General features: G+C 48.5%; 11 protein-coding genes, 1 tRNA gene and 1 pseudogene. 9 read left to right on the forward strand and 4 right to left on the reverse strand.

What is annotated here, in order from left to right; genetic code table 11:
* Positions 1-79 precede the first annotated feature (79 nt).
* Together DRI82_RS07595 and DRI82_RS07600 are read right to left on the reverse strand one after the other, a co-directional pair.
* Positions 80-655 (reverse strand): DJ-1/PfpI family protein, encoded by a 576-nt coding sequence (locus tag DRI82_RS07595; RefSeq protein ID WP_114192904.1) that lies wholly within the window; start codon positions 653-655, stop codon positions 80-82.
* Between the two features lie 232 nt (positions 656-887).
* Positions 888-2,606 (reverse strand): annotated as a pseudogene (locus tag DRI82_RS07600) (flagellar biosynthesis protein FlhA); the annotation flags it as partial.
* Here DRI82_RS07600 and DRI82_RS07605 point away from each other — a divergent pair.
* Both DRI82_RS07605 and DRI82_RS07610 read left to right on the forward strand, forming a co-directional pair.
* A complete protein-coding gene (locus tag DRI82_RS07605; protein WP_157968033.1) occupies positions 2,572-3,420 on the forward strand; it encodes an OmpA family protein in 849 nt (282 codons plus the stop codon). The pseudogene DRI82_RS07600 and the gene DRI82_RS07605 overlap by 35 nt on opposite strands.
* Before the next feature lie 68 nt (positions 3,421-3,488).
* On the forward strand, positions 3,489-4,367 hold the full coding sequence (locus DRI82_RS07610) for a C40 family peptidase (protein WP_114192906.1): 879 nt from the start codon (positions 3,489-3,491) through the stop codon (positions 4,365-4,367).
* A gap of 73 nt (positions 4,368-4,440) precedes the next feature.
* Here DRI82_RS07610 and DRI82_RS07615 read toward each other — a convergent pair whose 3' ends face one another.
* Positions 4,441-5,013: a DedA family protein gene (locus tag DRI82_RS07615; protein WP_114192907.1), complete on the reverse strand. Its 573-nt coding sequence runs from the start codon at positions 5,011-5,013 to the stop codon at positions 4,441-4,443.
* Positions 5,014-5,173: 160 nt separating this feature from the next.
* On the opposite strand from DRI82_RS07615, the gene yfcF reads away from it, so the two are divergent.
* The 3 genes from yfcF to DRI82_RS07630 all read left to right on the forward strand — a co-directional run bounded on the left by yfcF (position 5,174) and on the right by DRI82_RS07630 (position 6,805).
* Positions 5,174-5,815: a glutathione transferase gene (gene yfcF, locus DRI82_RS07620; RefSeq protein ID WP_114192908.1), complete on the forward strand. Its 642-nt coding sequence runs from the start codon at positions 5,174-5,176 to the stop codon at positions 5,813-5,815.
* 9 nt (positions 5,816-5,824) lie between these two features.
* Positions 5,825-6,301, forward strand: a complete 477-nt coding sequence (locus DRI82_RS07625) for a GNAT family N-acetyltransferase (protein WP_211317640.1) — start codon at positions 5,825-5,827, stop codon at positions 6,299-6,301.
* A 255-nt stretch (positions 6,302-6,556) separates the two neighbouring features.
* On the forward strand, positions 6,557-6,805 hold the full coding sequence (locus DRI82_RS07630; protein WP_114192909.1) for a GlsB/YeaQ/YmgE family stress response membrane protein: 249 nt from the start codon (positions 6,557-6,559) through the stop codon (positions 6,803-6,805).
* Positions 6,806-6,940: 135 nt separating this feature from the next.
* Here DRI82_RS07630 and DRI82_RS07635 read toward each other — a convergent pair whose 3' ends face one another.
* Positions 6,941-7,537, reverse strand: a complete 597-nt coding sequence (locus DRI82_RS07635) for an HD domain-containing protein (RefSeq protein ID WP_114192910.1) — start codon at positions 7,535-7,537, stop codon at positions 6,941-6,943.
* A 348-nt stretch (positions 7,538-7,885) separates the two neighbouring features.
* On the opposite strand from DRI82_RS07635, the gene DRI82_RS07640 reads away from it, so the two are divergent.
* From DRI82_RS07640 to DRI82_RS07660, 4 genes are all read left to right on the forward strand, one after another.
* The gene (locus DRI82_RS07640; RefSeq protein WP_114192911.1) at positions 7,886-8,311 is read left to right on the forward strand and encodes an organic hydroperoxide resistance protein; all 426 of its coding nucleotides are present in this window, start codon (positions 7,886-7,888) and stop codon (positions 8,309-8,311) included.
* Between the two features lie 337 nt (positions 8,312-8,648).
* A complete protein-coding gene (locus DRI82_RS07650) occupies positions 8,649-10,403 on the forward strand; it encodes a penicillin-binding transpeptidase domain-containing protein (protein WP_114192913.1) in 1,755 nt (584 codons plus the stop codon).
* Between the two features lie 315 nt (positions 10,404-10,718).
* The gene (gene eptB / locus DRI82_RS07655; RefSeq protein ID WP_114192914.1) at positions 10,719-12,404 is read left to right on the forward strand and encodes a kdo(2)-lipid A phosphoethanolamine 7''-transferase; all 1,686 of its coding nucleotides are present in this window, start codon (positions 10,719-10,721) and stop codon (positions 12,402-12,404) included.
* Positions 12,405-12,519: 115 nt separating this feature from the next.
* A tRNA-Pro gene (locus DRI82_RS07660) sits at positions 12,520-12,596 on the forward strand.
* The last annotated feature ends 109 nt before the right edge of the window (positions 12,597-12,705 follow it).

The raw sequence follows: 12,705 nt of genomic DNA on the forward strand, positions 1-12,705 counted from the left end.
GCAAAAAGCGCGATAACAATGAAATATCGCGCGGGAAAATGTATTTATTACATTGAATAATTAGAGCTTATATTTAAATTTATTTCGGAGTGCGCCAAGAGTCGTAATAGATATGTTCAACCTGGAAGTCGGTATCTTCACGATCGCCAGTCAAGCGGTAACCGATATGAAACGCGAAATCGAATGCGACGCCCAGACCCTTGGCACTGATCAGATTACCATCCTCAACGATTTTTTGATCGACATAAACACCATCATCAAAGTACTGATAAAGGTCGCCTGAACAGACGTATTTACGCCCTTTCAATAGCTTGTTTCCGCCTAATACGCGCGCTGCTGCAGAGCAAATCGGGCAGATCAGCTTGCCCGCTTCGTCATGACGACGAATAAACTCAACGACCATCGGGTTTGCCGCCAGATTGACCGTTCCTTGTGGACCTCCAGGGATCACCACCGCGTCAAACAACGTATCCATTTGTCTTTCTAACAGCACATCCGCAAACATGCGGATATTATGGTAAGTGCGCAGTTCAAGACGATCCTGGCAGGACAGTTTTACGACATCTATATTCAGCCGTCGTAAAACGTCAACAACGATCACTGCTTCTGCTTCTTCAAATCCTTCTGCAAGCAGCACAGCCACTTTTTTAGACATAAGAACTCCAACGATATACGGTTTTTCACCCTGACTGGAGCAGAATAGCAAACATCTATTCATAAATGGAACGATGTTTTAATTTTGTCGAGACAGATCGCGGAACGACTAATGACTACTTAGCAATCCATCGTATTCACGATATACTCGTCAACTTGCCCCAAATATCCGATGTCCCTCCAATTCAGCCAATGCCATCCTCATCAAGCAGCAACATCTCCGGTGCACTGACTCATGCGAGATATCCGGCAATGGTAAGGCGTTGATCATCTGGCACTTCATTGAAAGAGAGCACGTGCAGACCCGGTGAAAAGAGGCGCGCATAGCGGGCCAGCAAAGGACGTAGCGAGGGAGCAACCAGTAATACGGGCTCTTTACCCAGTGCTTTCATCTGCTCTTTTACTTTGGGCATGGCCTCCTGAAATTGACTCATCAGATTAGGATCAATAGGAATGCTATCAAGTACCACTTTCCCCGATTGCTGAGCCTGGTTGAGCGCACCGAGCAGCAGCGTTTCCAGTTCATTCTGTAGGGTATAGACGGAAAGTTCATCCTGATGAGCCAAACTGCTGACGATACTGCGTCGTAGGGCAAACCGCACATCGGCCACCAACAACAGCGGGTCTTTGACGGATGCAATGCTTTCCAATAACGCAGTGGCAATGACCACAATATCTTTCAGAGAGACGCCTTCAAGCAACAGTAAACGGTAAACACGCAACAATTGGCTGTAATTCAGCGCATTACTCAAATCCTCTGCCAATTTGGGCGACAGCGATGAAAGTCGGTTATGCAGCAACGTAATATCATCGTAATGAAATAAATCGGGAATATTCTGCCGGATGATTTTATTCACGTGTGTCGCGACGACGCTGGCGCAATCGACAACCTGATATCCGAGATTCAGTGCCCGCGTTTTCTGATCGACATTTATCCAGGTGATTGGCATGCCATAAGCGGGATCGTTATCAAGAATACCTTCGACTTCACCATATGTTTCACTGGATGGCAGTGCCATAAGCTTATCGGCCGGTATATTCCCTTTTGCTTGCTGGATCCCATTCACGGAAATAGTGTATTGCGTGGGTTTAAGGCGGAAATTTTCCCGGATGCGGATTTCAGGCAATAAAATACCGAAAGTCTCGGAAGCAATCTGCCGCACGCCACGTATGCGCTGAGTCAGCGGGCTGCCTTTGGATTTATCAACCAACATCACCAACTTATACCCCAGGCTGATGCTCATTGGCTCAATCAGTGGGATGCTCTCCCAATTGATGGCTTGATCGATATCCTCAGACATTGCCTTGCTGATTTTTGCCAGATTCTGGACATCGTTATTTGCCGCTTTTGGCAATAAACCCTGCCGCCACGCCGCGAAAATCAGGATAGCGGTGAAAGAGAGAAACGCCAGATGGGGCATACCGGGCACAATCGCCAGAATGAACATCACGCAGGCAACGCTGTAAAGAATGGCGGGAGTAGCCAAAAGCTGGCGCTTGAGCTCAGTGGACATATCACCACTATCATTTACTCGCGTAACAATGATTGCAGCCGCGCTGGATAAGAGCAGTGAAGGAATTTGTGCGACCAGACCATCCCCGATCGTCAATAGGACATACTGCTGGAAAGCCGCGCTGGCGTTGAGATCGTATTTGAAAATACCGATGCATATCCCACTAATCAAGTTGATGGTCAGAATCATCATTCCAGCGATTGCATCACCGCGAACAAATTTAGACGCGCCGTCCATTGCACCATAAAAATCGGCTTCGCTGGCGATCTCTTTCCTGCGTGCCCGAGCCTGATCCTGATTAATCAGTCCTGCATTGAGATCGGCATCAATCGCCATTTGCTTACCCGGCATGGCATCCAGCGTAAAGCGCGCAGAAACTTCAGAAATACGCTCGGCACCTTTTGTGACGACGATAAAGTTGATTATTAATGCTGTAACCCCCAAAGAGCGTGAAGCTATCGTTCAGGCGCTGAATAATCAGTCGATTTTTTCGGGCAATCCTTTCTCGCCATTAAGTGAGATTGGCAGGAAAAATGAGACCGCAGTGATTGCCAAACCCATAAAGATGCCAACTTCAAAAGTCGCTGAGCCTGAGAGTCAGCGAGAACTCAATGCAGACAATTTGCGTCGTTCGCTGAAGTCTCTCAATAAAGCGGCATACGATCCGGACGATATATTCACCCTTAAACAATCCGTCAATGAGCTAAGACAACTGGCGGATGTTATCAATCTTATTGCCCAAGAAAGTAATATGGCGGCGAATCTTCATATAGAGATTATCCCGCAAGGGTTAAGAATTTTAATTCAGGATAATGATGAGCGGGAGATGTTTTTGCGGGGCAGTGCTGCAATAACTCCGTTCTTTTCAAAGCTATTACAAAAACTGGTACCAACATTGAACGGTATTGATAACAAAATCATTATCACAGGGCACACTGACGCTCTCCATTACAAAAAAAAGAACGTTTACAATAACTGGAATTTATCGGGTGATCGCGCACTGATGGCACGCAAAGTTCTGGAAAATGCCGGGCTTGGTGAAGGCAAAATTTTGCAGGTCAATGCGATGTCGGACCAAATGTTATTGGATACAGAACGCCCGGATGCTGCTGCCAATCGTCGTATAGAGATTATGGTGTTGACCAAAACAGCGGCCGACTCCCTCTATCAATTTTTTGGCAAGCATGGTGAAAAAGTTATTAAACCCATGACGAAGCATTTGGAAAATCAATTACCGCCGTTGCCGAATTAACGAGTAAAGCGCATTGGCGAGTAAAGAGAGTTGAAATCCTCGCGATATATGGACTAAAGGAGAAAGCCATGCGGGCGCTGAGAGTGGAACTTCCCGTTCGGAGAAAAAGAAGCGCATTTGTGGTCGTGATATTAAAAGGAGCCTTATTGTTGACGTTACTTTATGGCATGGTTGCAACTATTACCCACGCTCAGGCCGCCACTCTCATCAAAAAGTCTCCTGCGTCAGCCAAAAAGAAGTCTCTAAGCATTGCCGCCAGACAGAGGATCCATAACCGGAACGTATTATTACAAAAAACGAGCAAGGTTAATGCCAAATCAGTCGAGGGAAATCATTCAGCGAATTTTCCCCGACGATCATCGGAAAAAGAACAACGATCAATACAAGAGCAAGCATCAATACAAAACCACGCGTCGGCGCAAAAACGTGCCAGGAACCGTCAATTATTGCGAGCCAACGCGCAATGGTTTTTTCCTGCGCTGAATGCTGAGGAGGTAGATATCGCCGATACCAATTTAATGTCGGGCGAGGCAAATTATCTACAGAGAATTACGCAAACAGTGCTTGAGCGCTTGCTACAACAATTGGGTAAACCTTATGTCTGGGGCGGTGAATCACCGTTGTCCGGTTTTGATTGCAGTGGTTTGGTGTATTACGCCTACAACCCACTTCTGACGGTAAAATTACCGCGCACCGCCAATGAAATGTATCGTTTCAAACAAGGTCTTCGGGTGACCAAGGCACAGTTGCGCCGCGGTGATCTGATCTTCTTTGCGATAAAATCCCAGAAAGAAGCGGATCATGTTGGTGTTTATCTCGGAAAGGGCAAATTTATTGAAGCACCGCGTACTGGAAAAGATATCCGCATCAGTTACCTGAATGATGATTTCTGGCTGGATCGCTATTTAGGCGCTCGCCGAATGATAACAGTGAACACTATTTTATAGTTATTCATAGAGTTACAGTTATCCATTGAGTTATAGATAACCATCGCGTTATAAATAACCATTGTGCCTGATACTACTTATCGCTTTTTTTATCCCACAGTCCGAAAGCCAGCTTTGCAATCAGAACAATCACGATGGCGGCGATCAAAAAGAAAATGCCCGAAACCTTCTTATCAATCGAGCCGAGCAGTGATTGCATCATATGACCAAAAAAGTATCCCAATAACACCCAAATAATGGCCCATAAACAGGCACCAAGAATATTGACTGGGACAAAACGTGACGGGGGCATTTTACTGGCACCAATAATCAAAGGGCCAAGAATACGGAAGCCGTACATAAATCTGACGCCAAGCACAAACATCATGGGATGGTGATTGATAAGCTGGTTCGCTCGTCTGATCTGATGCTGCCGCCGATGAAGTTTTTTCAAAATGCGCGGACCAAACTTTCTACCGACAAAATAGAGAATTTGATCGCCAAGACATCCGCCCAAAGCCACCACGCCCAATACCCACGGCAGGTTGAGTAGCCCGTGGTGGGCAGCAATTCCGCCCAATAAGGTAACGGTTTCGCCTTCGGCCAGACAACCGATAAACAGCGCCCAGTAGCCATAATCGGTTATAAATTGTGCTATATCTGGCATAACTATCCTTATTCGCAAGACGTAGTGTGATCGTAGCGTGATCATAATGATCAATCTTATACAAAAACGGAGAAAACATTCCGTTGTTGCGTGGTTATTCGACAATTTTACGCTATGTTAATCGCACGACTTTGCCATTAGTTGCCACCGAGGTGCCATCATGTCCCAACCGGTTTTGACATTGTTCACGGACAGTAATTTCTTCAGTCCCTATGCCTTGTCTGCTTTTGTTTCTTTGCAAGAAAAAGGGATTGTCTTTGAGCTGGAAACCGTCGATCTCGCCAGCCAAGAGAATTTGCAGGAAGCCTACACCGCCGTTTCCTTAACGCGTCGGGTTCCTACACTCATTGATGGGGAATTTACCCTGTCAGAATCTTCCGCTATCGATGAATATCTTGAAGAACGTTTTCCTGCCCCTGAGTTTGCGTCACTCTATCCCGAGGCATTGCAGCAACGTGCCAAGGCGCGTGAAATTCAGGCATGGTTACGCAGCGATTTGCAGGCCATTCGCAATGAGCGACCTACAGACGTCGTTTTTGCCGGCTTGAAAGGTGGCCCATTAACCGATGATGGAAAACGGGCTGCGGCGAAATTGATTTCTGCGGTGGATCACATTCTGGCGGATGGGCAGCAAAACTTATTCAGCAAATGGTGTATAGCTGATACAGATCTGGCACTGATGATTAATCGCCTGGTGATAAATGGCGACGCGGTGCCAGAGAAGCTAAAAACTTATGCCAACTATCAATGGCAGCGGAAATCTGTTCAAGCGTGGATTTCACTGTCGCAAAAAAAAGAATAACCGTATCCAATGATCCAGATCCGACATTTCAGACGCGGCGATGAAGCCGCGTTACTCGAAGTATTCCACAGCGCGGTTGCAGGCACGGCAGTACGTGATTACACCGCCGAACAAATCCATGCCTGGCTGGCTGACAATCGCGATCCGCTGGCCTGGGAAGCCAAAATGAGAAGCTTATCGCCGTTCGTTGCTGAAAGGGATGGCGTGATTGTAGGGTACGGCGATGTCCAACCTTCGGGGCTTATCGACCACTTTTTCGTTTCGGCAGAATACGGGCGTCAGGGCGTGGGTAACGCGCTGATGGAGCAGATTCATCAATGGGCCGGACAGAATGACATTCTGTCGTTACATGCCTGGGTGAGCCTGACCGCCAGACCTTTCTTTGAGAAATGGGGTTTCACGGTGATTACCCCAAATAGGGCGGAGATTGGCGACATCCATCTCGAGAATTATGTGATGCGCAAGAATGTGATTGAAGCGCGATAACACCTGAACATGAGTATCGCGCGAGTGGTTCTCAGCGTTTTGCTGTGGCCAACCGACTTTTTCTATTTATCGTCTTTTGATGCTGATTTTGTGCGGTTTTCTCTACCTCTGCTAGACTTGAATTGCTTGTCAGAAATGACAGGCCAGAGATCTCACACAAAGTTAGCGAAGCAGGGTAGTGAAATATTCTGCAGTTGTTTGGCTGACTTGGCTGAACATCGTTTACGGTAATGGAAAAAGAATTCGGAGGAGTATATGGGAATTTTATCTTGGATTATTTTTGGTCTGATCGCCGGTATATTGGCGAAATGGATTATGCCTGGCAATGATGGTGGTGGTTTTATTGTGACCGTGATCCTGGGTGTTATTGGTGCCGTGGTCGGTGGTTATATCAGTACCTTCTTCGGATTTGGTCGTGTTGACGGCTTCAATTTCGGCAGTTTTATCGTCGCGGTAATTGGCTCGCTGGTTGTATTGTTCATTTACCGTAAAATCCGCAGTTAAGCGTAGTTCCGCAAACAGTAAGAAGCCGCTGATGTGTAGCGGCTTCTTTGTTTTTAATGGCAGCGTTTTTAAGGGTAGCGGTAATTAAATCGCTACCAGTGGTGCACACGCAACGGACAAAAAGGGGCGTAATCATTACGTCACATCACCATCCAGATAGGCGCGTTCTATGTCACTGAACCAGGCTGCCGGAACGTTGTGCGGCGGCTGGTGCAGACGCTGCAAACCCTCGTCAATGATTTGCCGCGCATGGTTCCACAGCGTTGCATCACCCTCTTTCAATACCTCAAGTTGCAAGCGTTTCTCAATGAGGTAGGTTTTCGCAAACTCGACGTCGTAGGTCAGGACTGAGCGCAGGTTATCAATCAGATCGGCCAGTTTGATGGTCTTTGCGTCGGGTGAAGCCTGTGCCATATGGTGGCGATCGCGGTTTTTGCTCTGTATGCGGTTATCGTCTGGACGAGTGGCGGGATTGGTTAGCATCTCAACCAGCGTGGCCACTTCTTCACCAAAATGGTTGATCACGTCGTTGAGCGTGATCGGCGTGTCTTCGACGGTGTCGTGTAACCAGGCGGCGGCGAGCATGGCTTCGGTGTGCGGAACGCTGCGAACGATCTCCATGACCGCTTGCGGATGCACAATATAGGGGTCGCCAGTGTATTTGCGCCGTTGGTCGATACTGGCGTGCGCTTTACTGGCGTAGTGCTGGGCGCGATCGGTTAACGTCGTCATGAATTTCTCTCTGGGTTTGCCTCTGCAAAGGCCGGAAAAATACGGCTCATACGTTCACTCTGCTCATTTTTAAGATAGAACGGATCTGACGATAAACCTACTTTTTAGGACGATCCCGCAATGTTATTAACCCTATTGGTGATAGTTTCTTATTATTAAACCGTGTGCGATTTAATCGTGCGCTAAGGTAGAACCGAACCAATCAATCATCTACCCGTCATACTTCAAGCTGCTGGTGCGTTGACCGCGCCCGTTCACCCCAGTCACATAGTCGTCTATGCTCCTGGGGATTCACGGGCTTGTCGCCTTCCTGCAACTCGAATTATTAGGGTATAAAAGGAACGTATTATGTCTATTGAAAAAGTCCTTTATCGAGCACATGCAAAAGCTACTGGTGGTCGCGATGGACGTGCTGTGTCCTCTGACGGTGTGCTGGATATCAAACTGAGTGTACCGAAAGATATGGGTGGTTCAGGTGGTGAAGGCACCAATCCTGAGCAACTGTTTGCTGCGGGTTATTCAGCCTGTTTCCTCGGCGCACTGAAAGCCGTAGCAGCAAAAGAGAAAGTGAAGATTCCAGCCGATGCGCAAATTGAAGGTGCAGTGGGCATTGGTCAAGTCCCGACGGGTTACGCCATTGAAGTCCAACTCGATATCAGCCTGCCAGGGTTGGAACGCAGTGTGGCGGAAGATCTGGTCAAAAAAGCCCACATCGTATGCCCTTACTCCAATGCAACTCGTGGCAACATCGACGTCACGCTGAATATTAAATAATGTCGCTATCCCGCTGTGACTGAGGGTTTTATTCCCTCCGCGTGCCCTCAAACCCTGCCTCATCATTGGCGGGGTTTTTATTTACCTTTTGGCATAAAAAAATGCGGTGATGAATAAGTATTTACTTACAAACCGCAATCCAAATAAACATACCCTGCCGGACGCTTATTATAAGATGAAATCAGGGGTAAAAGTCATTACCAATCAGACTGATGAAACCACTGCCTGCGTGGGGATATTCATCTTTTTTTCGCATATGTTGCGTCAGCACTATTTGTTCAGTACTGCCTGTCACTGCATCAAGGCGAAACCACCGTTATGTTGATTTATAAAAAACATGCCGACACATAAGAAAAATAACGTACAACCCCATTTTTACACCAAGCGTTTCACTTTGATCTGCCTGGGCATTGTGCTGTGCATGGTGGTTTTGCTCGGGCGCGTGGGCTATTTGCAGCTCATGAACACGCCGATGCTTGAGCGTCAGGCCGATCAGCGTTCGCTGCGTTCTTCGGTGATTCCTGCCGATCGTGGGACCATTACCGATCGCAATGGACATCCTCTGGCGCTCAGCGTCGCGTCCCGCGATATTATCGCCGACCCGTTCCGGATTTTGCAGTTGCAAAGCGACCTGAACAGTCCCAAATGGCAGTATCTGGCCTCAGCGCTCGACGTGCCTTTGTCGCAATTGCAACAAACCCTCACCAGCGACCCTGATCGACGATTCGTTTATTTGGGGCGTAAAGTCGAATCTGGCATCGCCAGTGACATTGCGCAATTGCATCTCGGTGGCATCAGCAGCCAGCACGACGATAGCCGTTATTACCCTATGAGTGAGGCTGCCGCCAATCTGGTAGGTATTGTGGGTACTGACAATGAGGGGCTGAACGGGATTGAAAAAGGTTTCAATACGTTGCTGGAAGGTAAGCCCGGTTTGCGTGAATACCGACAGGATGGACATGGCAATGTGATCGGTATTCTGCAAGAGATCGCGCCGGAACAGCCACCGACGGTGACGTTGAGTATCGACAGCTTTATGCAGTATGTCCTGTATTCGCGTTTAAGGACGGGAGTTCTGCTTAATCAGGCCGAATCCGGTGCTGCCGTGCTGGTTGATGTGAATACCGGTGAAATTCTCGGCATGGCCTCTTATCCGTCTTACAACCCGAACAATTATGCCGGTGCGCAGGCGAAAGACATGCGTAATGTGGCGATCAGTGACAGCTTCGAACCGGGTTCGACGGTGAAGCCGCTGGTGGTGATGGCCGGATTGTCACGCCATATGATTCGCCCCGATTCGGTATTGGATACCCATCCCTACACCGTCAATGGCCACCTGATTCGTGATGTGGGCCACTGGCCTGCCCTGACGATCACTGGCGTGCTGCAAAAATCCAGCGACATTGCTGTTTCGCATATTGCGCTGGCGATGCCCGCACAGGTGCTGGTTCAGCTTTATCAGGCTTTTGGCCTGGGTAAATCGACCGATCTCGGTATCGGTGGCGAGAGCAGCGGCTATTTCCCGCTGCACCGTGAGCGCTGGGCTGACATCGAGCGCGCGACCTTTTCCTTTGGCTATGGCCTGCGGGTGACGCCACTGCAAATCGCACGTGAATACGCGACCATTGGTGCGATGGGTATCTATCGCCCTCTGTCGATTACCAAAGTTACGCCGCCAGTGATGGGCGTTCGGGTAGTGTCGCAGGATGTGGTGCAGACGGTGGTGCATATGATGGAGAGCGATGCGCTGCCCGGCGGCAGTGGTCTCAGCGCCGCCGTGCCGGGCTATCGTTTGGCGATTAAAACGGGGACCGCAGAAAAAATGGGTGCCAGCGGTAAATACGATGGCGGCTACATCAACTATACGGCAGGCGTGGCACCGGCCAGTAATCCGCGCGTGGCGCTGGTGGTGATGGTCAATAATCCACAAGCGGGCAAACACTTCGGAGGTTCCGTTGCGGGGCCTATTTTTGGTCAAATGATGGGGCAAATCCTCAACCACATGGATATCGCCCCTGATGCCCTGTTACCGCAAACTCCGCCGACAACGGTGCTTGCAAATGGGAGTAAAATCGCCCCCCTTGCGCATTAATTTCTTTAGCGATACGTGCGCAAATTTCCATTATTGGATGCTGTACTTTCTCGCGGGACATTTTGTTCAAAAAATGTCCCGCGACAGTATTTGCTGGTTTATTTTGGATCGATTGTCTTTATCTCATCCAGATTTTGGTTGGAATTTAACCAAAATTACGTCTCTATTCACATTAATTATTTTTTCCTGTCTCAGAAATGTCTTGATTATTGGTATCGAAGTAACGTTAAGTGCCTGCGAAAATGAACAACTTTCCTTGGGAAGTGTCTGATTGTTTCAGAACGTTCTTAATACCAGCGGAGTTTTGGCATCAAAATGAATAGAGTTAAAACTCTATCGCAACAAAAATTATCTTTATTGTTAGCGATTTACATCGGGATCTTTTTGAACGTCTCTGTTTTCTACCGCCGCTTCGACTCATTTAGCCATGGAATTCGAGGTATAAAAGTTATTTCAGCGGTGACCGAGATCGTCGCCATCGTCCTTTTTACCTTCTTCGTGATGCGTATTATTTCACTCGGCGGTAAAAGGTTCTATCGTGTCATCGCTTCATTGCTGGTGCTTGTTTCTGTGGCCGCCAGTTATTACATGACGTTTTTTAATGTTGTGATCGGTTACGGCATTATTGTTTCGGTAATGACGACGGATATTGACCTGTCAAAAGAGGTTATCGGTTACCACTTTATTATTTGGATGGTGCTGGTCAGCGCCTTGCCGCTTTTGCTGATTTGGCGCAATACGCTGCGTTTTACCCTCATTGAACAGATGAAAACGCCCGGTCAGCGTATCCGCCCACTCGTACTGTTGCTGGCGGTGGTGGCACTGGTTTGGGTACCTTTGCGGATGCTGGACAGGGAACAGTCTGTCAATGAAAAAGTGACCAATATTGATCTCCCCAGCTACGGAGGCGTGGTCGCGCATTCGTATTTGCCATCCAACTGGTTGGCGGCGCTGGGTCTGTTCGCCTACACCCAATACGATGAGAGTCAGGATGCCACCGATTTGACCGATCCGGCCAAAGAGTTCACCTATGTGCCACCGGTAGGGATTGATGACACCTATGTGGTCTTTATCATTGGTGAAACCACCCGCTGGGATCACATGGGCATACTGGGATATAGCCGGGACACGACACCGCTGCTGTCAAAGGAAAAGAACCTGGTGGCGTTCCGTGGTACTGCCTGCGATACCGCCACCAAACTCTCACTGCGGTGTATGTTCGTGCGTGAAGGCGGTGTGGAAAACAATCCGCAGCGTACCCTGAAAGAACAGAATATTTTTGCTGTTCTGAAGTCGCTGGGCTTCAGTTCAGAGCTGTTCGCCATGCAAAGTGAAGTCTGGTTCTACAACAACACCAACGCGGATAACTTCTCATTCCGTGAAATTATCGCCTCTGAAAAGCGCAATGACGGTAAGTCCGTGGACGATATGCTACTGGTGAATGAATTGCAGGAATCACTCAAGAATTACCCCGATGGCAAACATCTGGTGGTGTTGCATACCAAAGGGTCACATTACCTCTATTCACAGCGTTATCCCCGTGAATACGCCCGCTATACGCCGGAATGCATGGGCATTGACGAGTCCTGTACCAAGTCGCAATTGATCAATGCATTTGATAACAGCGTGCTTTATACCGACACCTTTATTGATAATGTGATCGATCAGGTACGGGATAAGAAGGCGTTGGTGTTCTACGCCGCCGATCACGGCGAGTCGATCGATGCCAACTCGCATTTTCACGGTACGCCGCGACAAATGGCACCGGCTGAGCAGTTCCGCGTTCCGCTGATTGTCTGGGCGTCGGATAAATTCCTCGCGCAGCAGGATCATCGGCAGGCGTTCGAACAATTGCAGGCGCAACAGCGGGTAGGGGGAATTCACCGCCATGAGGAGCTATTCGATTCTATTCTCGGTTGTCTGGGTTACACATCGCCGGATGGTGGTATTAACCAGAAGAATAACTGGTGCCGTTTACCGGGCAGCAATAGCAGCATTTGAGGGGAAATTTGGGCTGTCTTTTCGCTACCTGCTGCATTTATCATCAGTACGGATGCGTTTGATAAAAAAGGGATTGACGGCGTAGCGTTGGCAGCAGTAAGATGCGCACCGCATTCGGCGAGTAGCGCAGCTTGGTAGCGCAACTGGTTTGGGACCAGTGGGTCGGAGGTTCGAATCCTCTCTCGCCGACCAAATTACAGTACGGTGTGGTTCAGTCCAGACCAGAAAACGTAAGTCAGGCCGCAATCTCTAAGGGATTGCGGTTTTTTTTCGTCTTACCGCAACAGAAGCCAGCGCAATG

The sequence above is a fragment of the Edaphovirga cremea genome (assembly GCF_003332275.1).
GTDB lineage: Bacteria > Pseudomonadota > Gammaproteobacteria > Enterobacterales > Enterobacteriaceae > Edaphovirga > Edaphovirga cremea.